The following is a 21,321-nucleotide window of genomic DNA, read 5'->3' as shown; positions in this document are numbered from 1 at the left end:
TCAGGAGGCAGGTTTAAAGACAGAAAATCTTTATTACCTGTTATGATGCGTTGCTTTCTGTTCTGGTCTTTTCTCCTGCCTCTTACCTGTTTTTCTGTTCCTGTTTCTGCCCAGGACCTTACCGGACCCAAAGGCGAAACCTTTACCGTGCGGGTAGTCAAAGACAAACTCAGCGATCCCTGGGAAGTCACCTACGGCCCTGACAACCACCTCTGGATTACCGAAGCCAAAGGCTACAAGGTAAGCCGTCTGAACCCAACTACCGGCGCGCAGACTGTTTTACTGGACCTTACCTCCGCCCGGAAATTCCCGCGCTATGACAAAGTTTCTGACTCGGTGGACGGCGGAAAGCCCTGGCCGCAAGGCGGATTGATGGGAATGTCTTTGCACCCACAGCTCCTCTCGGGCAAGCCGTATGTGTACCTGGCGTATGCCTATGATTTTGCCGGCGCCGGGAAAAAGGGCGAAGGCTGCGATCCTAACTTTGGGGGCTGCCATTTCATGATGAGGCTGGTGCGGTATACCTATGATGCAAAGGCGCAGAAACTCTCCAATCCTATGGTGCTCTGCGACAGCATTCCGGGCAGCAACGATCACAACTCAGGTCGCTTGTTGATTGCTCCGGTGCAAGGCAAAAACTACCTGTTCAACACCGTTGGCGATATGGGTGCCGGTCAGTTCAAGAACGTAGGCCGGACCAACCGCGCTCAACTCACCAGCAGCTATGAAGGAAAAGTACTTCGGTTCAACCTGGAGCCCGACACCGATAAAAACCAGTATGACCGCTGGATCCCGAACGACAACCCGTTCACTTCAGCCCAGAAACAAAATGCCGTCTGGAGCACCGGTCACCGCAATGCCCAAGGTCTGGCCTATGCTGTGATTGGCGGTACCGGAAGAATCTACACGAGCGAACACGGCCCTTATTCCGATGACGAGATCAACGTAATTGAAAAAGGCAAGAACTTCGGGCATCCGCTCGTCATCGGGTACAATGACGGCAACTACAACGGGCTGGCCGCGGGCGTAAGCAACCATACCCAAATCCCTGGCGAGTGGCACACCACCTACCCTACCATCAAAAGCGAGAAAGACAACGCCGCCGCTATAGGGGCGCAGACGTACCGCGACCCTATTTACAGCTTCAACCCAAATTCTAACGCTTTTCTGACCAAAACCCTAACACAGGTGAGAAGCGGTGAAAACAACTCTCCCGAATGGCCGTCTGAAGCGCCAAGCAGCATTGCCGTATACACCGCCTCAGGCATACCCGGCTGGCAAAACTCCCTGCTCATCCCTACGCTTAAAACCGGTAAACTGATCAGGCTGCAACTGAACGCCGCAGGCACAGATGTGACCGGTGACACCCTCACGTATTTTAAGTCAAAAATCCGTTACCGTGACCTGGCCATTTCACCAGATGGTAAAAAGCTGTACCTGGCCGTAGACAGTTCCACGGTGACCTCTGGCCCCTCGGGTGAGGACCCGAAAGGCAGCCATTACCGGGGTTCTATTCTGGAGTTCACCTACGTGAAAGGCGGCACTGCTTTGAAGAATACTTCGGGCGGGAAAACAGGAGGGAAAACTCAGACTGATTCAAAGGCGGCAGCCCAAGTGGCTGATAAAAGACGGAAAGAGTAGTTCAATTCTGTTCTTTGCTTTTAGCCTGCTTTTTAGAAAATCCAATCAAAGCAGGTGATAGTAAGCAGGTACTCTTATCGACATGCACTTCTTCCTTTTTTGTCATCCTGAAAGGATCTTGTGGGCCAACAGTAGTAGCGTTTATGCAAAGCCTGTTTAGTTCGGCCACAAGATCTTTCTAAAATGACAAACGAGGGGAATTGGCTTATTTTGCTTTGAATTTTTGCTTGCCCGTAAGCAGATGGGAGAACACCACAATACCCTGAGGCCAGACTGTATAACAGATTTTGAAACCTTGCCGGTTTATTCTTCTTAACGGAGACATGCCCCTACCCACGCCAATGACTGGCAAAAACCATAACCAGGTAAAACACCCCAGAACAATGGCTACTACCAGCAAGATCAACAGCAGCGTGGTGCTTATGAAGTGCAAAACTCGGCTATTGGTATGCTAGTACTCTGAGAGGCAAAATGGATAAACTCTTTGAAGAAAGCATTACGATTTGGCTGAGGCAGGACACAAATCAATTAGACCCCACAAGGTGATACTATCATAAAGGAAAGGTGCTAATGTGCTTTCCTTTGGCTAATTCTATATGATCATAAATAATACAGCGTACCTGATCATACTAGGCATATTTTTAAGAATACAGGTAACAAACAGACTTTACTTTTAATTATCTTGTGCGGGTAAAATCATAATTTTTTTACTTTTACCCTATGAAGCACCTCTACTTTTGCATTTTATTTCTTCTTTTAAGCATTCCAACTTTAGCACAAAAAGATAAGATCCCAAATTCTAAAATCTACATTTCAGTTGAGGAAATGCCAGAATTTCCCGGTGGATTTGACTCATTATCCTATTACATCAAATCGAATTTTGGAACACCTAGATATCAATATACTGAGGACTCCTTAGCCACTTTAAATATTAGCTTTGTAGTAGATTACATTGGCTTTGTACAGGATGTAGAGGTATTAAGCAGAGTACATCCCTTAGTAGATGAAAATGCAGTAAACCTCATAAAAGGTATGCCCCAATGGAAACCCGGCAAACAGGATGGTGCAACCGTAAATGTTAAGTATACTATTCCTATCCGCGTACCTGCACCCAAGCCTGTGCCTAGCTTTTTACGTGACAAATTGCCCTTTGGCAACTATACTTATGATAAAGAGGCCTATGAAACCGGTGTTTTCTTAGACATTGAAAAACGACCACAATTTCTTAAAGGAGATAAATCTTTCCGGGCCTATGTCAAACAAAACTACCAGGTGCCAAAAGAAGCAGCCAAACAAAAGATTGATGGCACAGCTAAACTTTCCTTTATCGTTTCCCCTGCAGGCCAAATAACCAAAATCAAAGCTCTTTCAGAACTAGGCCATGGCATCGAACAAAACTTAATAGAAGTATTAGAAAAGATGCCTAAATGGCAACCAGGGTCCTACAAGGGGCAACCTCAGAAAGTAAAAAGAACAGTAGAGTTTTTGGTTGTAAAAGGGAAAGCATCTTTTAAGGAGTTTGTTCCTTCAGAATATAACTTCTAGAACTTTGAATAAAATTTCAATTCAGGTGATGACCTGTTTATCCTAGCTAAAAAAGAAATGAGGGTTATCTGCTTTGCAGATACCCTCATTTCTTTTTATATGAAGTAAAAGAGTATTTCTATTATCCTTTAAATCCCCTTCGCCCTCTTCCGCTCTGCAAAATATGAAGCCACTTCATCCCGGCTTTTCGTATTGAACGTCATCTCTGCGGTTAAGCCGCCTTTGCGGCCCACAAGTACGCCGTAGCGCATGTCATCGTAGCCGCGCATGCTGTGGGCATCTGGGTTAATGCTGAGGAGGACGTTCTGGCTTAGGGCGTATTCTACCCAGCGCCATTCTAAGTCTAAGCGCCGAGGGTTTGCGTTGATTTCAATAATCACCTGGTTTGCAGCACAGGCGTCAATCACGGTCTTGTGGTCAATAGGATATCCCTCACGGCGGAGCAGCAAACGCCCGGTGGGGTGACCCAAGATGGTGGTGTAGGGATTCTGGATGGCTTTCACCAAACGATCTGTGGCCTTCACGATGTCCATTTTCAGGTTGCTGTGGATGGAGGCCACAATGAAATCAAAGGAAGCCAGCACGTCGTTGTCATAGTCTAGTGAACCATCAGTCAGGATATCAGACTCAATGCCTTTGAAGATGCGGAACGGACCTAGTTCCTGGTTCAGGCGGTCAATCTCTTTTTGCTGTTCGCGTACCCGGAACTCTTGCAGTCCGTTGGCATAGAAGGCAGACTTGGAGTGGTCGCACATGCCCAGGTACTCAAAGCCCAGTTGCTGGCAATGCACCGCCATTTGCTCTAGCGTGTGGGCGCCGTCTGAGTAGGTGCTGTGGTTGTGCAGGATGCCTTTCAGGTCTCCATCAGTAAGCAAGGTAGGCAGTTTGTTTTCGCGGGCCATTTCCAGAACCCGGGCACTTTCCCGCAACTCTGGTGCGATGTACGGCAACTGTACCCGCTGGAAAATTTCTTCTTCTGAAGCGGCAGGTTCACCGTAGGCTTCGGCCATGAGCGTATCACCGGCCTCGTTCACCGGCTGCGTTAACCAGGCAGAATTCGCCGAGTACAACAGGGTCTGGTTGGCGAACCGGCGCTCCGGCACCAACCGCACCTCCAACTTCAGGCCGGAAGTGTCTACCAGTCCACGCCACACAAACGGTCCTGAAACTGTTTCCTGCGGCGACACTCCCGGCAGTTCGGCCAGGAAGGAGGGCCAGTTAGCCTCATTGTTCAGGCTTAATAGGAACTGCAAGGTTTCCACGGTCTCTAAGTTGCGGCGGATCTCCCCTACAACTTCGGCGGCTACCGTTTCAGGCCTGTTTTTCAGGAAAGAAAGTAATTCCAGCGCCAGGGTCTCCGCCTCCGCCCAGAGCACCTTTCCTTTATTAGACTCGGTGTACTGCAGCCCCTGCAGAATGGTCTCCTGGGTTTTCGCCCCGAAGCCTTTCAGCTTAGACACCTCGTTTTTCTCGCAGGCCTCGCGCAGTCCTCCAATAGTATCTACCCCCAGGTCTTTCCAGATGGTTTTGATCTTCTTAGGACCAATGCCTTTGATGTTGAGCATCTGCACCACGCCTTCGGGGGTGGTTTCCAGGAGGCGGTTCAGGTCAGCGTGGCTGCCGGTCTGAATGGCTTCCATGATCTTGCCGGCCATGCCTTTGCCAATACCGTCCAGTTTCTCTAGCTGGGCTTGGCTCATCTGGTGGATGGGCGATTCTATGCGCTCCATTACCATAACGGCGCTGGTAAAGGATCTTATTTTAAACGGGTTCTCGTCGTGCAGCTCCATCAAAGAAGCCGTGAGCCGGAACATACGGATGAGTTCTTTATTCTCCACAGGTAAGGATACTGAAAAGGGGTTTAGACAAAGATACGGAACTGAGTCCTGAGTTCTGAATCTGGCCCCCTGAGTCAATTGTAGAGTTCTGGTTTATAAAGAAGAAGCGACAGATTGGGTAAAGGTTGAAGAATACCTTTCCATTTTTAGGCCTGTTTTATAAAAATTGCCCTAAAACAAAACTAACTCAGGTCTACAGAATCAGAACTCAGGACTCTTTTTTAGTATATTGTGCCAGGATTGTCGTTGGCAAATAGCCCGGCGAACCCTCTACCGTATGAAAAACCTCTATTTGCTGAGTTTGCTGGCTTTGATCCTGATGGCTGCCAAGTGCGGGGCCGGACCTGAGTTACCGGCTTCGGTGTACGGGCTGACCTGGCTTAATTCCTATGAAGAAGACTCAGTGGATGTGAAGACATACCGGCCCAATACCTTTGATTTTCCCCCTTCGCGCGGACGCACCGGGTTTATGATTCAGGAAGACGGCACGTTTCTGCGGTACGGCATTGCCCCAGCCGATGGCCTGGAAGAACAGCCCGGCAAGTGGGAAGCCAAGGGCAAGAACCGCTTGTTCATTACCTATGACAACCCAAAACACAAGCCGGAAGAACTGGAGATTGTCTCAGTCTCTGCCGAAGTGATCAAAATACGGCGCAAACCAAACCAAGAATAGATACCTTTTACCTTTTATGTATGGCAAGTGCTTTCCTTTAAACAGGCAGTTACTTGTTTTTTAGCTTACCTATGAACTACTGGCTCGTTAAAACTGAACCTGAAAAATACGCCTGGTCTGACCTGCAACGCGATAAACAAACCACCTGGGACGGAGTCCGGAACTTCCAAGCCCGTAACAACCTCCAGAAAATGCAGGTCAATGACCTGGTGCTGTACTACCACAGCGTTTCTGAGAAATCCATTGTAGGGGTGGCCAAAGTAAGTCGCGAGGCTTTCCAGGACCCTACCACCGAGGAGACCCAATGGGTGGCAGTAACCCTGGTGCCGGAGCAAGCGTTTGCTACACCAGTGACTTTAGATCAGATCAAAAAAGAAGAGCGGCTGCAGAACATTGCGCTGCTTCGGCAATCGCGGCTGTCAGTAATGCCGTTAACACCGGAAGAATTTGATATTCTGCTCAGTATGGGCCAATAAGAGGCAAGAAAACCACCGGCAGAACGTTGGCGTTTTTACTGGGTTACCTGTAATTTCTTAAAAGCACCTTATGTTGCCACTCACCAAAAGCACCCATTGGCGGTACCTGTTTCTCCTGCTTTGCTGGGGCTGGGTTTTCATGGCCCAAGCCCAAAAACGAAAAGAAAAAGACAAGGAGAAACCGGCACCGCCTGCCCAAACCTACCGGGTAGAATTGGAAAGCAGCTCTTTTGATGATGAACATTTTGTGCATGCCCTGCCAGACAGCAGTATATTGGTGATTTCCACCAAACGCAACAGCTGGTTTGGCAAGAATGACTTCACGCTTACCAAATACAACAAAGAGCTGAAGTCTGTCTGGCAAACCAAACATGAGCATAAGGCAAACCACGACTTGCTTTTTGTGGCCGCTGAGCGCAAAAAGGTCTACCTGCTGTTTTCTACGCTCACCAACAAGAAACTACTGCTGTACCAGGTGAACAACGCCACTGGTACCGCCACTTTCAGCGAGCACACCCTGCCCTCTTCCTATATTACCATTAAAGAAATGGCTGCCTTAGACGGACAGGTGTTTTTGAATGGCTTGGACCGGAACAACCTCAACATGCTGCACCTGGACCCCAGCAAAGAAGAGATTGAGCTTCTGCCCGCTGTGTTTGGCATGGAAGAAGACTTGGGCGAGTTCAGGGTAGACACGCTTACCAAGGCAGTTGAATTTGTGGTGGCAGAATCTAATGGGTGGCGCTCAAGGGTGCAAACCAAACGCATGAACTCCAAGGGAGAGGTGATTGGCACCTATTTCATTCAACCCGAGATGGAGTACCGCAATGACAATACTTTGCAGGGCGCCCGCCTTACCCCGGGTGATACGTTAAGCAAAACCCTGCTGGGCACCTACGGCTACCGCACTTCGGTTTTCTCTAAAGGTTTGTTCACCAGCAGCCTGGGCGGAGACATCAAGTACTACGATTTCAGCAAGCTGGACCACTTCTTTGAATACCTTTCGCCGCGCGCGGAACGGCGCATGAAAGAGAAGTTTGCCCGGCAGGAAGCCAGGGGAAAGCCCCTGGTGTTGCGCTACCGTTTGTTGCTGCACCCAGTTATGCCGCACCCGCAGGGGTATGCCATTGTAGGAGAAATCTACTACCCGCAGTACAGAAACGGCGGTATCAACCCGTACACTGACATTACCGGCAGGTACCCAGATATCAGGCAAAGCGTCAGGAGGCAATTTGACGGTTACCGGTTCACCCATGCCATTGTCTGCGTCTTTGACCGGGAAGGAAACCTGCTCTGGGACAACTCTTACAAGCTTCAGAACGAAACGTACCAGAACCTTGCCCCAACAGTAGAAGCGGGCGTTTCGCCGGAAGGCAATATCACGCTGGTGTACCCAGACGAGGAAGAAATCTGGTACAAGACCTTAAAACCTAAAACTTCCCTCTCCAACGAAGAAAAAGTAGAGGTACGCCTGCAGGATGAGTCTGAGAAACTGTTCGCCAGCAATGACGAAGGCATCATACACTGGTACGGAAGCAATTTTGTTGCCTTCGGGTTCCAACGCATTAAACCTGCCCACGGCGAGGCCCGCACCGTCTTTTACCTCCAGAACATGGCGTTTTAGAAGTTTCCAACTGAGTTGATTTTTGAACCAGAACCTCAACAATCTTAGAACTTATTCCTGCTTTTTTTCAAAACAGGTAAAGGAAATTGCCTGTTACCAAAGCTTACTTGTATGTTAAGGGACAACATACTTTACATGAGTTTTTTGCTATATTGAGGCATTCCCTACTCCCAATCATATGCAGCGCTTCAGGTATCTTAGTTCTCTATTGTTGTACATCGTAGCCCTGTTCTGCTGTGCTTTAAATGCCGCTGCACGTCAGAAATACAAGAATAGAGAGAAACCTGCTCCACCTGATCAGACATACCGGTCAGAACTGAAGAGCAATTCCTTTGACAATGAACATTACGTTCAGGCGCTGCCAGACAGTGCCCTGCTGCTGGTATCCATGAAACGTAATGCCTGGTTTGGCAAAAACGATTTCGTGCTCACCAAATATGACCGCCAGCTTAAAAGAGTCTGGGAAACCAAGTATGAGCATTTGCCTAACACCGGTTTATTATTCATTTCTGCGGAGCGGGGTAGAATTTACCTTTTGTTTTCTACCCTTACCAGCCAGAAACTCCTCCTCTACCAGGTGAATGCGAAGACAGGAATGGCAACGGCCAGTGAACACACCTTGCCGTCTTCCAATCTCCTTTTCAAGGAAATGACCGCTTTAGATGGGCAGGTATTTTTGAGCGCAGTGGATAGGTTTACCTTGAATATGTTGCACTTGAATCCGCTGCAGGAGGAAGTAAAACTGTTGCCTGCTGTTTTGGGCATGGAGAAAGATTTGGGAGAATTCAGGGTGGACACCCTTTCCAGAGCAGTGGAATTTGTGGTAGCAGAAACAAACGGGCAACGCTCACGGGTTCAGGTGAAACGCATGAACACGAAGGGCGACGTAACAGGCACTTACTTTATACAGCCTGACCTTAACACTCGCACCAACAACACGCTGCAACCTGCCCGCCTCACTCCTGGTGACACGCTGAACAAGTTTTTGGTGGGCACCTATGGGTACCGCACTGACAAATACGCCAATGGGTTGTTTATCAGCACGCTGGCCGGGCAGATTGCGTACTATGACCTGTACAAACTTAGTCACTTCTTTGAATACCTGTCTCCGCGCGGAAAGCGCCGTATGAAAGCCAAGCTAGCCCGCAAAGAAGAGAAGGAGCGCGCCTTGATTCTGGAGCAACAAGTATTGCTGCACCCCATCATGCCGCACCCACAGGGCTTTGCCTTGGTAGGAGAAGTGTACTATCCGCATTATACCACGCTCACCAAAGATGAATTCAGAAAAGAAAACGGGCGTTTACCTCATTACAATGACAAACGAATCAGGTTTGACGGCTACCAGTTCACCCACGCCATTGCCTGCGTGTTTGACCATGAAGGCAATCTGCTGTGGGATAACACGTACAAACTCCGCAACCAAACATATCCGGCTTTGGACCCTACTCTCAAAGCAGGTGTTTCTTCAGCGGGCAATATCACCTTGGTTTACCAGGAGAAGGATTACGTCTGGCATAAAACCCTAAAGCCAAATGCCTCTTTCACAAACAAAGAAAGAGTGCTGGTACGGCTACAGGACAAAACCGAAAAGAGGATTACTAGCACCAATGAACAAATAATACATTGGTACGGAAGCAATTTTGTTGCCTTCGGGTTCCAGCGCATTAAACCTGCCCATGGAGAGGCCCGCACCGTATTTTACCTCCAGAACATGGCGTTTTAACAAAAGAAATGCGCTACCTTGCTTTAAGGGAGGTCTTGGAAGAAAACGCCTTCAGCATAAAATACCCTAAGACGCCAGACAGCACAGAAGCCACCAGAATAGAGAACTTGGCTTCTGTCTGGTGAGCAAGGTCTGAGAAGGAAAGCAGGGCAATGAAGATAGACATGGTGAAGCCTATTCCGGCCAGCAAACCCATGCCCGTTACCATCTTCCAGTTTACGCCCTTAGGCAGAACGCTCACTTTTAACTTCACCGCCAACCAGCTTGTGACCAAGATTCCGAGAGGTTTTCCTAAAAACAGCCCTAAAACAATTCCAATACTCAGCGGGCTTAACAACCCTTCCACCATACCGGCTTCAAACCTGATGTTGGTATTGGCCAAGGCAAATATAGGCATGATCAGAAAGTTGACGGGTTTGGTAAGGGCATGCTCTAGGTGCTCCAACGGAGACTCCTTTGCATCTGGGGTGGTAGGTATGGTGAGCGCCGTAAGCACCCCGGCCACCGTGGCATGTACCCCCGAATGGTGAATGAAGTACCACATGAACACCCCTGGTATCAAGTAAAAGAATAATGACTTTATGCCCGTCTTATTAAATACCAGCAATAGCAGGAAGATACCGCCCGCGTAAAGCAAGTAGGTAATGTGCAACCCCTCAGAATAGAAGACGGCAATCACCACAATGGCGCCCAGATCATCTACAATGGCCAAAGCCGTCAAGAAAATCTTCAATCCGGTGGGCACCTTATTTCCCAGAAGGGAAAGCAATCCAATGGCAAAGGCAATGTCTGTGGCCATGGGAATGCCCCATCCGCTGGCGGTGTCAGTTCCTCCGTTTACAAGGGCATAGATCCCTGCCGGAATCAGCATGCCTCCCACTGCGGCGAACACAGGCAAAGCAGCTTTCCTTACAGAGGACAATTCGCCTTCCAGGAGCTCACGCTTAATTTCCAGCCCCACCAACAAAAAGAAGATAGCCATAAGGCCGTCATTCACCCACAGAAGCAAGGGGTACTTCAGGTGAACCTGCTCAGACTCATAGCCCAACTGGGTCTGCAGGAAATTGGCGAACGCGTCGCCCCAGGCAGAGTTGGCAATAAGCAAGGAAACAACCAGGGAAAAAATCAGAATGATACCACCAGCCGAGGCGGATCTGAAGAAGTCTGGAAATACTTTTAGGTTAATGAGTTTAGCCATAAACCTGTCTTACGGGAATACGGGTATAAAAGTGGTGGTACTTAGAACCTCCCCGTTATAAGCTCCTTGATGGTTAGTCGTGTAAAGTAAAAAATCTGTATTCAAGCCCTCTATAAATTTCTGTTCTGCGCTTGCTGTTGTTCTAAGAAAAATAAGGTTCTACTACCCTAGGCTGCCGGTAAGTCTTTATCTTTGTCCAAAACCCGGCCATGCATAAACGCCTCATTGTTCCGCACGCACTGTTTCAGATTATGATCCGGCGCCTGGCGCACCAGCTCATAGAGACGCACCGCGATTTTTCTGATTCTGTGATTTTAGGTCTTCAGCCCCGTGGCATTTACGTGGCAGACCGCCTTCAGCAAACGTTGAAGGAAATTCTGGGCATCACTGTCCAGACTGGTTACCTGGACATCACCTTCCACCGCGATGACTTCCGCCGCCGCGCCACTCCCCTGGCACCCAATGCCACCAAAGTAGATTTCTCTCTGGAAGGCAAGCGCGTGATTCTGGTAGACGATGTACTGTACACCGGCCGGTCAGTAAGAGCGGCCATTGATGCCATGATCTCCTACGGCAGACCAGACCAGGTAGAATTACTGGTACTCATTGACCGCCAATACACCCGTGATTTACCCATTGAGGCTACCTATACCGGCCAGCGCGTAGACTCCCTGCACTCGCAGCGGGTGGAAGTGACCTGGCAAGGCCAAGATTCTCCTGAGGACGTCATCTGGCTCCTCACTCCTACCCCAGACCAAGAAGAACCCCATGCAACAGCTTAGCGTCCGGCACCTGTTGGGTATCAAAGAGATTACTCCCCAGGACATCCAATTGATTTTTGAAACCGCTGACCAGTTTAAAGAGGTTCTGAACAGGCCTATCAAAAAAGTGCCTTCGTTGCGTGATGTCACCATTGCCAACGTCTTCTTTGAGAACTCTACACGTACCAAGCTTTCCTTTGAACTGGCAGAAAAACGCCTGTCAGCGGATGTGATCAACTTCTCGGCCTCGGGCAGTTCGGTGAAAAAAGGTGAAACGCTGCTGGATACGGTGAACAACATTCTGTCTATGAAAGTAGACATGATTGTGATGCGCCACAGCAGCCCCGGTGCGCCGCACTTTCTGTCGCGTAAAATCCAGGCCAACATTGTCAATGCCGGTGACGGTACGCACGAGCACCCCACGCAAGCCTTACTAGACTCCTTCTCCATCCGGCAAAAACTGGGCGAAGTAGCCGGCAAGAAAATAGCCATTATTGGTGACATCACTCACTCGCGCGTGGCACTTTCCAACATTTTCGCGCTGCAGATGCAAGGTGCTGAAGTAGCGGTTTGCGGTCCGCCCACCTTATTGCCGAAGCACATTGGTGATTTAGGTGTGAAGATCTTCTGGAACGTGCGCGAGGCCTTACAGTGGTGCGATGTAGCCAACGTGCTACGCATCCAACTGGAGCGCCAGCAAGGCAAGCTGTTCCCGTCTTTGCGTGAGTATGCCCTGTACTTCGGGATTAACAAGAAGATGCTGGATGAACTGGACAAGGAAATTGTCCTGATGCACCCCGGCCCCATCAACCGAGGTGTGGAACTTACCTCAGACGCCGCAGACTCGCACCATTCCATCATCCTGGACCAGGTAGAGAATGGTGTAGCCATTAGAATGGCTGTGTTGTATCTGCTGGCCAGCAAAGGATAATTCATAAAATTCAAGTAGAAGCGGCTTAGGCTTCTACAAATAAGCCAATACCAAAAAAGGGTGCCGAGCTGATAAATAGCCCGACACCCTTTTTCTTTTTCATTGTTTTACCCGGTTTTCTTAAAATTAGCCCATAAACAGCTATATCCGGAATTTGATATACACGTAGTAGTACTTTCGCTAAAAAGATATACATCAAAATATCTACATTTGCGATTGAAAGAAAAACAACCTGTATCACAACTATGACCAAAGAACTTATTAACCCTTTTGGAAGAGTTTACCTCAGTATCAAAGAAGATTCCCAAAACAGGTTGATTTATGTAAACTGGATGGGGTACTTAACCGAAGAGAATGTAAAAACCGGGGCCAAAGCCTACACGCAGGCACTGGCAGATGCCGGCTACAATTGCGTATTAAATGATACCCGTCTCATTATTGGCTCTTGGGACCACTCTATGGACTGGGTTATTAATGAGTGGGCGCCCAGCGCTGCCAAGGCCGGGCTGAAACGCTTCGCAATGCTGGCCAACCCTGAGAGCTTTGGAGAATCTTCGGCGTCTACTTTCCTCAACCAATTAAAGTCTTTTGAAGCGAAATCATTTGACAACTTAGAAACTGCCAAAAAATGGCTTGCTGCCTACAGCACCGTTAAATAAGAATCAAACTTTTAAACAGAAGAGCCCGCTGGTAGTACCAGCGGGCTCTTCTGTTTTTTGGCCTATTTTCCAAAAACCCTGGTAAAAACGACTTTTGTTTTCACTTAAAATGGCAAAGGCATGGTTAACGGCTGATTTGTTTCAAAATCATAAAGCGTTTGCAATCTTAGGTTATAATAAGCATCCCAGAAATTTCGCAGGGAACTTACGTAGCTGCGGCGGGCCGAATCACGCTCTGTGGCGGCCTGGTTTAACTCTAGGAGATTTATCTTTCCTCCTAAGTAACGGTCTCTGGCTCCCAGGAAACGGCGCTCGGCCAACCCATTCGCTTGTTTCGCCAACTTCATCTGCTCACGCAGCATCTTAAAGCGTTTCACCTGTAAGAAGACATCTTGCTCAAAACTTACGCGCTGCTGCTCTAAGTTGGCTTTCACCAGCTTCAGGTTGGCTTTAGCGGTACCTATCTTAGACTTGTTGCGGCCCCAGTCCATTAAAGGAACGCTAAGCCCCAGGTTGACCCGTTGCTGATCTGTAGGGTCCTGGTACACCGGTCCCAGAGAACCCGCCCGCTGCGTTAAGCCGTACTGCAGAAAAAGATCTGCATTGACGCCGGCACTTGACTCGGCCCAGTCCAGGTTGCGCTCAGCATCTATCTGCTCACGTTTGATCCCGATCATGCGGGAACGGTTTTCCCGGGCCTGCTTTAGCGCAACCTCTTCATTTACCTCAAATTGAGGTATATAGTCAGGCGGTAGCAACCGGATGGGGTAGGTCTCCGTGAAACCCAAGTACGTTTTCAAGCGCAAGGTGCTGGTTTCAATGTCCATCCTGGCCTGCTCCAGGCTTTGTTTAGAGTTGAGCAGACTGAGTTCCAGTTGCAGCAATTCGTTTACACTTATTTTGGCGTTGTAGAACCGCGCCTGCGCAATCTTGAAAAGCGTATCATTGTTCGCCACGTTCTTCTGGGCAATGTCATAGCTGATCTGGCTATGTAATTGGGAGAAAAACAGATCCGTAGCCCGCACCGAGATGCGCTCCATTTCCTCCCAGAAGTTACGTTTGGCTTCCTCGTACCGCAGGGGCTCTGTTTTGCGGTCCCACTTCAACCCATTGTGGTTAAAAAGAGGCTGACGCAGCGTTACTACCACTGGGTTGGAGGCATATACAAAGCTATGCCCCCGCACTTCATGGAAGTTATCAATCCGGTTCAGCTTGGAATCAATGGCAATAGTACCCCCGGTTAGACCAATGTTCTGCTTAAGTTCTAAATGCGCCGAAGAAGTTGCAGATTGAACCGGAACAAAGTTTACCCGCCCCTCAGGGTCTGTGAGCCGTTCATAATCTTTGGTGTAAGAAGGCAAAGTGCCATACAAAGCCAATTGGGGCAGGTAATTGCTTTTGTAGGTTTGGAACTGCCAGGTACGGTTTTCCAATTGCGTAAGCGCCTGCTGATAGCTGGGCGACTGCTCTTTGGCCATCTTAATCACTTCAGGCAAATTCAACCTACGGGTGTTGGGATCTTCCTCTTCCACGGGAAGGGGGGCGGCTGTCTCCTGTGCTACTGCGTTGAATGTCATGAAAAAGCCACCTAAGGTCCAGATACAGGCAAGGGCATTTTTGGTGGCAGCTACTCGTACTCTTTTACTCACGTTCACTCTAAATAATCTGCTAATGGGCCATCCGGCCTGGTATGCAATACTGTTCTGGGGCTGTTTTACAAAAACAGCCCCAGAACAGCGCTACTAAAAATCTACATGGTTTATCCGCGCATTTCGCGCTCAATGTCTTCCAGTTCCAGCGGAATATTCGCCATTAAATCTACCGGGCCATTGTGGGTGATGAGAATGTCATTCTCCAGCCTGATGCCCAAGCCCTCTTCTTTGATGTAAATGCCGGGCTCGCAGGTGAAGACCATGCCTTCCTCAAACGGACGGTATTTGTCGCCCACGTCATGCACGTCTAAGCCCAGGAAATGGGAGGTGCCGTGTGGGAAGTATTTCTTGTACAGCGGTTGCGCGGGGTTCTGGTTGTTGACCTCTTCCTCAGAAAGCAGGTTCAGCTTGATGAGTTCGTTCTCCATCACCTTGCCTACAAACTTGTGGTACTGGTCCAGCGTGTTGCCGGGTACCAGCATCTGCCGGGCAGTTTTCATCACGTGCAACACTGAGTTGTAGACATCGGCCTGGCGCGAGGTAAACTTGCCGTTCACCGGAATAGAGCGCGAAAGGTCAGCGGCATAGTTGGCGTACTCGGCCCCGAAGTCCATGAGGAGCACATCGCCGTCTTTGCACTCCCTGAAATTGTCTACGTAATGCAGAATGCAGGCATTGGCGCCCGAGGCGATAATGGAACTGTAAGCCGGGCCGCGGGAGCGGTTGCGCAGGAACTCATGGCTGATCTCGGCTTCAATCTCGTACTCCATCACGCCGGGATTCACAAACTTGAGCAGGCGGCGGAAAGCTTTCTCTGTGATGTTGCAGGCGGTGCGCATGAGCTCAATCTCGCGCGGGTGCTTGATGGAGCGCAGGTAGTGCAGGTGCTGGGTGCTGCGGCAGTAGTTGTGCAGCGGGTATTTCTCTTTTATCTTCTTGATGAAACGGGCATCACGGGTTTCAACCTCTACCACGGCCCGCAGGTGCTCGTTTGAGTTAAGGTAGACGTTCTCCACGTAAGGCATCAAAGAATTAAGGATGCTGTCAAACTCGTGGGTCCAGAAAATAGTCTCAATGCCAGACACCTCACGGGCCTGTTCTTTTGTAAGTTTGTACCCTTCCCAGGTGAGAATGTGGTCATTTGTCTCGCGTACGAACAGGATTTCTTTCAGGCGTTCCTCACGGGCATCGGGGAAAAGGATTAACACGCTTTCTTCCTGGTCAATGCCGCTCAGCCACAACAGGTCGCTGTTCTGCCGGAACGGCATGGTACCGTCGGCATTGGTGGGCATGACGTCATTGGAATGAAAGATGGCCAATGACTGCGGTTTAAGGTAAGGCGTGAATTTCTTTCTGTTGTGAAGGTAAAGGTCTTTCCCGATAGACTCGTATTTCATGGCGGTACGTTTGATAGTAGTTAGGGGTGTGCTACTGGCTATGGACGTTTCTGGCCTGCTTTTGGGCAAGGAGCCTGAAAACGATGGTTTTCTGAAGCTTAAATGTATGACTTTCTATGGTAATTTGCAGGCAAACAGCCGTCAATTAATCTTTTGAATGTGAGGGTTTGTACTTTCTTATTTTTTTTCTGTGCCTTCTTTATAACCGGCTTCTCTTCTCCTGACGCGCAGGCCCAGGCCCGCTATTGGGTTATCTTCAAAGACAAACCTAATCCCGGTAAAGGCCCTCTGGTAACCGAAGCCACTTTGCAGAAACGCTGCCTACAGCACCTGCCCCTCTCCCAGCTTTCAGATGCCCCCGTACACCAGCCTTACCTTGACAGCCTTGTAAACTGGGGCTTCACCGTGTCCTCCGTTTCTAAATGGCTTAACGCAGCAGTAGTGACGGCCACCCCAAGTCAAGCCATCCGGCTGGAGGAGGCTTCTTTTGTGCAGCATCTACAACCTATCACGGGCTACTTTGTCCCTTCCCAAACGGCCACGCCCTTCAATCCCAGGTTCCTGGGTAAAGCCTTGAGCCAGCTGAAACCAGAGGCTTTACTGGCAGCAGGCCTCACCGGACGGGGCGTGAAAGTGGGCGTGATTGATGCTGGCTTTTATGAAGCGCCCCAGAAGGCCGGTTTACAGCCCCTTTTCGAAAATAAGCGAATAATCGCCTACCGCGACTTTGTGACCCCTGCCCACAGCCAGGTTTTTGACAAACGCGAAAGTTTGATGGATGCGCATGGTACAGAGGTGCTCCTTTGCCTGGGTGGTGCTGACCCTAAGCAGCAGACACAAAGTGGCTTTGCCCGGGAAGCAGACTATTACCTGGCCCGCACCGACCACGGGGGCCGTGAAGCCCGGATAGAGGAAGAATACTTTGTGCGGGCACTGGAATGGATGGATAGCCTGGGAGTCCGGTTGGTGAATTCGTCATTAGGGTACGGCACCGGTTTTGACAACCCCGCCGAGAACTACCGTCCTGAGCAAATGGACGGCACCAGTTACATTGCCCGGGCCGTGCAGATGGCAGTGGAACAAAAAGGTATGATGCTGGTGATAGCAGCCGGAAACGACGGCGGCACCAAAAAGTGGCAGATCATCAACACGCCCGCCGATGCCCAGGGCGTACTTTCTGTTGGAGCCACTGACTTTTCTGCCTGGACCAAACAAGGCTACAGCAGCATAGGGCCTGCCTTCTTACCTTATTTGAAACCAGATGTGGCCTGCTTTGCCTCTTCGGGCACCTCTTTTTCAGCACCCATTATTACAGGTTTAGTCGCCTGTCTTTTACAGGAGAATCCTGCCCTTACGCCCCGGCAACTCACCGACATCATCAAGAAAAGCAGCCACCTTTACCCTTTCGGGAATAACTTCGTGGGTTACGGTGTGCCTAATGCAGGTAAGGCTCTAGAACTGGCTAAAGGGGTCATAGCTCCTGCCCGTACGCCGCAACTGGTGAAGGGGAATCAGTTTACTTTCAAACCTAAGGCAGAACAAGACATTGCAGATAACGGAGGAATTGTGTTGTTCAGGAAAAAGTCTGAAACGCAGGTAATCACCCAGCAGAAGCTTTCTCCGCGCACAAGGAAAGTAGTGGTGAAACGCCTTCTTGGCGAGACCCATACCACTGTGCAGGTAGGAACCACCGTGATGGAATTGATCTGGCAATAGGTCTTAGATACCTAAAGCCCTACCCCTTGTCTGACGAACTTCCTCGCCTTTCAGGTTTAACTTCCATGTCTCCTTTGTACACCTTCCCGGCTTGCACGTCTATCTTATATTCGGCTTTGGGATCATACGAAATGCTGTAACCCGTCTCAGGGTCATAGACTTTCCCCAACTGTGGGTAGTGCTGCAGCCTGGTGACGGGGTCTATCATAAAGCCCCGGTTTTTTTTAATCGCGTTGGGAATAGCCGCCGTCTCTCCTTTATCAGGTTTAAGAATAGGCATGGTGTCGCGCACCTTTGGGTTGTGATGCTTCTCAAAAAGTTGGAATCGCTTTAGAAAATCGGTTAGATCTGAGGGAGCATTTTGCGCCTGTGCTTTAAAAACACAGGTCATGACCAAGGCAAGTAGCAGAAATCTTAATGCGTTCATATCAGGAGTAACGATTTAATTTCTTTGATGTACTTACTCATTAACCAAACCTGGCCTCAACCAGATTACTGCTTTAAGTCAGATGGATTGCTATAAGAACGTATGCTTTAAATACGAAATTATGCATCATTAGTAGCTACTTCATGGCTTGGTTCTGCTGCCCGATTGGCTAGTTTGTTTCAAACCTGTTTTACAAAAAAGAGCCCGGGAACTAATCTGGGCTCTCTTCTTTGTTTGTATGGACAGATACTTCACTAGGGAAGAACTACTCTAAAAGGCACCGTATACTTCACGTTTACGGGTTTACCGTTTTGAGTGCCGGGTGCCCAATCTGGCATGTTTTGGAGGGCTTTTTGGAAAGCCTGGTCTAAAGCAGGATGCACTTTTCTTATTACTTCCACCTTCGTGATCTTCCCCTCTGCGGTGACTACAAACGTTGCCACTGCCGTGCCTTCGGCTTTGGCTTGCCGGGCTTCTTCCGGAAAATCAATGACATCTGATAAGTACTTAAACAGCGCCTTCTGCCCGCCCGGAAACTCAGGCATCTGCTGAACGGCTATGAACACCCTGTCGTCTTTGACTTGGGCCTGCTCCTTGGCAGTAGTAGGAGTTGTCTCTCCCACCACCCGGAACGGAACAGTATATTTAACAGAAACTGCCTTCCCGTTTTGGGTACCCGGGGTCCAAAGCGGCATGTTTTGCAATGCTTTCACAAAGGCCTGATCTAAAGAGGAATGCAGCTTTTTTACCACCTCCACTTTGGTGACTTTTCCTTGCGCATTGACAATAAAAGACGCTACCATAACGCCCGATATCTTCGCTTGTTTGGCGTCTTCCGGGTAAACAATGTTGTCAGTCAGGTATTTGAACATGGCAGCTTGCCCACCAGGAAACTCCGGCATTTGCTCAACGGCTATAAACACCTTGGTGTCTACAGGTTCCTCTTGCTTGAGTTCCGTAGAGGTTGGTCTGCCTACCACTGTAACTTCTTTATGAGTAGAAGAAGCTTTTTGTTCCTGCGGCAGTTGACCAGGCAGAGGCTTACCCGTCACGATTACTTCCTCATTAGTGTTTGACCCTTTTATGCCATTTGCCTTGGAAGAAACGGAGGTTTTCTGTTGGCGACTATCCAGGTAAGAGGCATACGTTAAGAAGTTGCCGCTCACGCTGGAAATGGAAATGGTCTCTTTGGAAGAGAGGGGTTTTCCGTTTTTCTGGGCTGGAGTCCACCGGGGCATCTGGCTTACCAGCACGGCGAACTGTTTGGTGACGGCGGTAACTACCTCTGAGTGGTTGGGGCGCACGTCCAGGTCAACGGTTCTGCGGTATACGGCGGTGCCGTCTTCCTGTACCTCCACCTCAATGGTACCCGTCACTTTCACGAAGTCCTGCTCGCTTTTCCTTTTCTGGAACGCCACCTCTGGCAACACCAAACGGTTTTTCACATACGCGTTCAAAGCTTCTCTTCCTCCCGGAAACTGGGCGGCTCCTTCCTGGGCTTTTCCAATCGAGTTTATGCTTGCTTCTTCCTTAGAAACGGGGCGCATGGCGGCAACGGCGGTCAGGAACAAGGCCAAAGCAGGAATTACCAGCAGCATTCTGCTGCGTTTGGGGGACTGATGTAGTTTTTTCATCATCTTGATTCTGGTTAAGGTGAGTGATTTATTGAGGAAGAAGTAACTGCCTAAATGGAAATCTGCATTTTTGAACACCTGCTTTACCAGCAAAGAGGAATAAGCGCTGGGGCTTGAGGTTCTGGCTACATGGGCATCGGCGATGAACTCATGGGTTTGCTCCAGAGCTTTTTTGAAGAGCAGTAGCAATGGGTTAAACCAGAAGACAATTCCAGCCAATGACACCAGCAACACGTCCAGCGTATGCCGCTGGTCTATGTGCACCTGCTCATGCTGCAAAATCCGTTCTGTCTCTTCTGGGGTAAGCGGCTGGCTGTTGTCAAAGAAAACCCAACGCCAGAAAGAAAAGGTAGGAAACTGACCGTGGGTCAGAATCACGGGCGCCCGGTTAGGCAGAAAAAAGGAAGTCCCTTCCTGATTGGCAAACTGCCTGAGGCGTACAAACTGCACCAGAAACCTGATGGCGAAAAACAGTACGCCTACTCCATACACCGCATACAGCAGGCTCCAGTAGTTGAAAGTTTCCTGAGAAGTTGCTACATCCTGACTTGCCACTAAAGAGACAGGCTCAAAGGCTGCCTCCAGGACTATTTCCTGTTCTACCGGTTCAGGCCAAAGAGCAATGCCTGGAAGTTGGGAGAGCGGCACTACCAATGAAAGGAAAAGAGCGGCCATGAGGTAGAACCTGTTAAACTGGAAACAAGTCTCTTTTCTCAAAACAAGGGCATAAAAGAGGAAGAGCAGGGTTAGGCCCACGGCCGATTCCAGCAGGTATTGTAGCAGGGTCTCATTCATTTTCTTCTTTGTTAAGGTCTTCTTTCACGTGTTTGAGCATTTCCTCTAACTCCTGCAGATCCATGTTCTCTTCCTTCGCAAAAAAGGACACCAATCGCTTGAAAGAGCCGCCAAAGTAGCCGCTTACAAAGTTTTTCAGGTAAAAGTGGCGGTAATCGTCACGGGCAATGAGAGGATAATACTCGTGTGTTTTGCCATAAGCCTTGTACCCCACAAACCCTTTCTTTTCCAGAATCCTGACGATGGTGGAAACAGTGTTGTAGGCGGGTTTAGGCTCTGGCAACTGGTCCAGAATGTCTTTCACGAAACCCTGCTGCAGGTTCCAGAGGATTTGCATGACCTGTTCTTCTGCTTTGGTTAACTCTTTCATGGTGATTTACTTGAATGACTCACTAAACATACAACTAAATACTTAGTTTACAAACTAAAAGTTTAGTTAATTTAAAATCAAGTTTCTAATACATGGAAAAACCTGTGCAAGAAGAGTTCCCTGCTGCAGGAGTTTGCAATATTTTGAGTAAGACAAGAAGGGTATCTAGGGAGGTTAAGAGTAACTCGTCTTTTACAACTGGGTTTGTTGTCAGCCAGGAAGGTCTCCAGATTTATCAGCTAAGTGCTGTGTCAGTCAACT

At 49.1% G+C, this 21,321-nt stretch carries 18 protein-coding genes; 10 read left to right on the top strand and 8 right to left on the bottom strand.

Annotated elements, in window-relative coordinates; translation table 11 throughout:
- Window positions 1-42 precede the first annotated feature (42 nt).
- On the top strand, window positions 43-1,641 hold the full coding sequence (locus DC20_RS12435; protein ID WP_062544123.1) for a PQQ-dependent sugar dehydrogenase: 1,599 nt from the start codon (window positions 43-45) through the stop codon (window positions 1,639-1,641).
- A 205-nt stretch (window positions 1,642-1,846) separates the two neighbouring features.
- Here the strand turns inward: DC20_RS12435 and DC20_RS12430 are convergent, their stop codons facing one another.
- Window positions 1,847-2,074 (bottom strand): hypothetical protein, encoded by a 228-nt coding sequence (locus DC20_RS12430; RefSeq protein ID WP_062544122.1) that lies wholly within the window; start codon window positions 2,072-2,074, stop codon window positions 1,847-1,849.
- A 287-nt stretch (window positions 2,075-2,361) separates the two neighbouring features.
- Between DC20_RS12430 and DC20_RS12425 the strand changes: the two genes are divergently transcribed.
- The gene (locus DC20_RS12425) at window positions 2,362-3,186 is read left to right on the top strand and encodes an energy transducer TonB (protein WP_062544121.1); all 825 of its coding nucleotides are present in this window, start codon (window positions 2,362-2,364) and stop codon (window positions 3,184-3,186) included.
- 128 nt (window positions 3,187-3,314) lie between these two features.
- Here the strand turns inward: DC20_RS12425 and DC20_RS12420 are convergent, their stop codons facing one another.
- Window positions 3,315-5,024: a helix-hairpin-helix domain-containing protein gene (locus DC20_RS12420; RefSeq protein ID WP_062544120.1), complete on the bottom strand. Its 1,710-nt coding sequence runs from the start codon at window positions 5,022-5,024 to the stop codon at window positions 3,315-3,317.
- Between the two features lie 277 nt (window positions 5,025-5,301).
- Here DC20_RS12420 and DC20_RS12415 point away from each other — a divergent pair, with 277 nt between their 5' ends.
- The 4 genes from DC20_RS12415 (at window position 5,302) to DC20_RS12400 (ending at window position 9,520) form a co-directional block, all read left to right on the top strand.
- Window positions 5,302-5,697 (top strand): hypothetical protein, encoded by a 396-nt coding sequence (locus tag DC20_RS12415; RefSeq protein ID WP_062544119.1) that lies wholly within the window; start codon window positions 5,302-5,304, stop codon window positions 5,695-5,697.
- 71 nt (window positions 5,698-5,768) lie between these two features.
- The gene (locus DC20_RS12410) at window positions 5,769-6,173 is read left to right on the top strand and encodes an EVE domain-containing protein (RefSeq protein WP_062544118.1); all 405 of its coding nucleotides are present in this window, start codon (window positions 5,769-5,771) and stop codon (window positions 6,171-6,173) included.
- Between the two features lie 70 nt (window positions 6,174-6,243).
- Entirely contained in the window at window positions 6,244-7,797 is a 1,554-nt protein-coding gene (locus DC20_RS12405; RefSeq protein ID WP_062544117.1) for a hypothetical protein, read from the top strand.
- Between the two features lie 178 nt (window positions 7,798-7,975).
- Window positions 7,976-9,520, top strand: coding sequence for a hypothetical protein (locus DC20_RS12400; protein ID WP_157593151.1), 1,545 nt, complete (start codon window positions 7,976-7,978; stop codon window positions 9,518-9,520).
- A 13-nt stretch (window positions 9,521-9,533) separates the two neighbouring features.
- Here DC20_RS12400 and nhaA read toward each other — a convergent pair whose 3' ends face one another.
- Entirely contained in the window at window positions 9,534-10,718 is a 1,185-nt protein-coding gene (nhaA, locus tag DC20_RS12395) for a Na+/H+ antiporter NhaA (protein ID WP_062544115.1), read from the bottom strand.
- Window positions 10,719-10,927: 209 nt separating this feature from the next.
- On the opposite strand from nhaA, the gene pyrR reads away from it, so the two are divergent.
- The 3 genes from pyrR (at window position 10,928) to DC20_RS12375 (ending at window position 13,069) form a co-directional block, all read left to right on the top strand.
- Window positions 10,928-11,500, top strand: coding sequence for a bifunctional pyr operon transcriptional regulator/uracil phosphoribosyltransferase PyrR (gene pyrR / locus DC20_RS12390; protein WP_062544114.1), 573 nt, complete (start codon window positions 10,928-10,930; stop codon window positions 11,498-11,500).
- Window positions 11,487-12,410, top strand: coding sequence for an aspartate carbamoyltransferase catalytic subunit (locus tag DC20_RS12385; RefSeq protein ID WP_062544113.1), 924 nt, complete (start codon window positions 11,487-11,489; stop codon window positions 12,408-12,410). Before pyrR ends, DC20_RS12385 begins: the two co-directional genes overlap by 14 nt.
- Window positions 12,411-12,655: 245 nt before the next feature.
- Window positions 12,656-13,069 (top strand): STAS/SEC14 domain-containing protein, encoded by a 414-nt coding sequence (locus tag DC20_RS12375; RefSeq protein ID WP_062544111.1) that lies wholly within the window; start codon window positions 12,656-12,658, stop codon window positions 13,067-13,069.
- Between the two features lie 104 nt (window positions 13,070-13,173).
- Here the strand turns inward: DC20_RS12375 and DC20_RS12370 are convergent, their stop codons facing one another.
- Both DC20_RS12370 and DC20_RS12365 read right to left on the bottom strand, forming a co-directional pair.
- Complete coding sequence (locus DC20_RS12370) at window positions 13,174-14,718, bottom strand: TolC family protein (RefSeq protein WP_157593150.1); 1,545 nt, start codon at window positions 14,716-14,718, stop codon at window positions 13,174-13,176.
- A 110-nt stretch (window positions 14,719-14,828) separates the two neighbouring features.
- Window positions 14,829-16,118 (bottom strand): aminopeptidase P N-terminal domain-containing protein, encoded by a 1,290-nt coding sequence (locus tag DC20_RS12365; RefSeq protein WP_062544109.1) that lies wholly within the window; start codon window positions 16,116-16,118, stop codon window positions 14,829-14,831.
- A gap of 159 nt (window positions 16,119-16,277) precedes the next feature.
- Here DC20_RS12365 and DC20_RS12360 point away from each other — a divergent pair, with 159 nt between their 5' ends.
- Window positions 16,278-17,834, top strand: coding sequence for a S8 family serine peptidase (locus tag DC20_RS12360; protein WP_071885610.1), 1,557 nt, complete (start codon window positions 16,278-16,280; stop codon window positions 17,832-17,834).
- Window positions 17,835-17,853: 19 nt separating this feature from the next.
- Here the strand turns inward: DC20_RS12360 and DC20_RS12355 are convergent, their stop codons facing one another.
- The 3 genes from DC20_RS12355 to DC20_RS12345 form a co-directional block, all read right to left on the bottom strand.
- On the bottom strand, window positions 17,854-18,261 hold the full coding sequence (locus tag DC20_RS12355; protein ID WP_062544107.1) for a hypothetical protein: 408 nt from the start codon (window positions 18,259-18,261) through the stop codon (window positions 17,854-17,856).
- Window positions 18,262-18,515: 254 nt separating this feature from the next.
- Window positions 18,516-20,690, bottom strand: coding sequence for a M56 family metallopeptidase (locus tag DC20_RS12350; RefSeq protein WP_062544106.1), 2,175 nt, complete (start codon window positions 20,688-20,690; stop codon window positions 18,516-18,518).
- Window positions 20,683-21,060 carry a BlaI/MecI/CopY family transcriptional regulator gene (locus DC20_RS12345; protein WP_062544105.1) on the bottom strand — a complete coding sequence of 126 codons (378 nt, stop codon included), beginning with the start codon at window positions 21,058-21,060 and terminating at the stop codon, window positions 20,683-20,685. Before DC20_RS12345 ends, DC20_RS12350 begins: the two co-directional genes overlap by 8 nt.
- Between the last annotated feature and the right edge of the window lie 261 nt (window positions 21,061-21,321).

Origin of the sequence: Rufibacter tibetensis (genome assembly GCF_001310085.1) — a bacterium.
GTDB classification, from domain to species: Bacteria; Bacteroidota; Bacteroidia; order Cytophagales; family Hymenobacteraceae; genus Nibribacter; species Nibribacter tibetensis.
Note: the sequence above shows the minus strand (reverse complement) of the source record. Positions and strands in the feature narration are given on the sequence as shown.

What these genes read in the sequence shown, in the direction of transcription:
- DC20_RS12435 (WP_062544123.1), top strand. Translation starts at nt 43, where the DNA reads ATGATGCGTTGCTTTCTGTTCTGGTCTTTTCTCCTGCCTCTTACCTGT.
- DC20_RS12425 (WP_062544121.1), top strand. Translation starts at nt 2,362, where the DNA reads ATGAAGCACCTCTACTTTTGCATTTTATTTCTTCTTTTAAGCATTCCA.
- DC20_RS12415 (WP_062544119.1), top strand. Translation starts at nt 5,302, where the DNA reads ATGAAAAACCTCTATTTGCTGAGTTTGCTGGCTTTGATCCTGATGGCT.
- DC20_RS12410 (WP_062544118.1), top strand. Translation starts at nt 5,769, where the DNA reads ATGAACTACTGGCTCGTTAAAACTGAACCTGAAAAATACGCCTGGTCT.
- DC20_RS12405 (WP_062544117.1), top strand. Translation starts at nt 6,244, where the DNA reads ATGTTGCCACTCACCAAAAGCACCCATTGGCGGTACCTGTTTCTCCTG.
- DC20_RS12400 (WP_157593151.1), top strand. Translation starts at nt 7,976, where the DNA reads ATGCAGCGCTTCAGGTATCTTAGTTCTCTATTGTTGTACATCGTAGCC.
- nhaA (WP_062544115.1), bottom strand. Translation starts at nt 10,718, where the DNA reads ATGGCTAAACTCATTAACCTAAAAGTATTTCCAGACTTCTTCAGATCC.
- pyrR (WP_062544114.1), top strand. Translation starts at nt 10,928, where the DNA reads ATGCATAAACGCCTCATTGTTCCGCACGCACTGTTTCAGATTATGATC.
- DC20_RS12385 (WP_062544113.1), top strand. Translation starts at nt 11,487, where the DNA reads ATGCAACAGCTTAGCGTCCGGCACCTGTTGGGTATCAAAGAGATTACT.
- DC20_RS12375 (WP_062544111.1), top strand. Translation starts at nt 12,656, where the DNA reads ATGACCAAAGAACTTATTAACCCTTTTGGAAGAGTTTACCTCAGTATC.
- DC20_RS12365 (WP_062544109.1), bottom strand. Translation starts at nt 16,118, where the DNA reads ATGAAATACGAGTCTATCGGGAAAGACCTTTACCTTCACAACAGAAAG.
- DC20_RS12355 (WP_062544107.1), bottom strand. Translation starts at nt 18,261, where the DNA reads ATGAACGCATTAAGATTTCTGCTACTTGCCTTGGTCATGACCTGTGTT.
- DC20_RS12350 (WP_062544106.1), bottom strand. Translation starts at nt 20,690, where the DNA reads ATGAATGAGACCCTGCTACAATACCTGCTGGAATCGGCCGTGGGCCTA.
- DC20_RS12345 (WP_062544105.1), bottom strand. Translation starts at nt 21,060, where the DNA reads ATGAAAGAGTTAACCAAAGCAGAAGAACAGGTCATGCAAATCCTCTGG.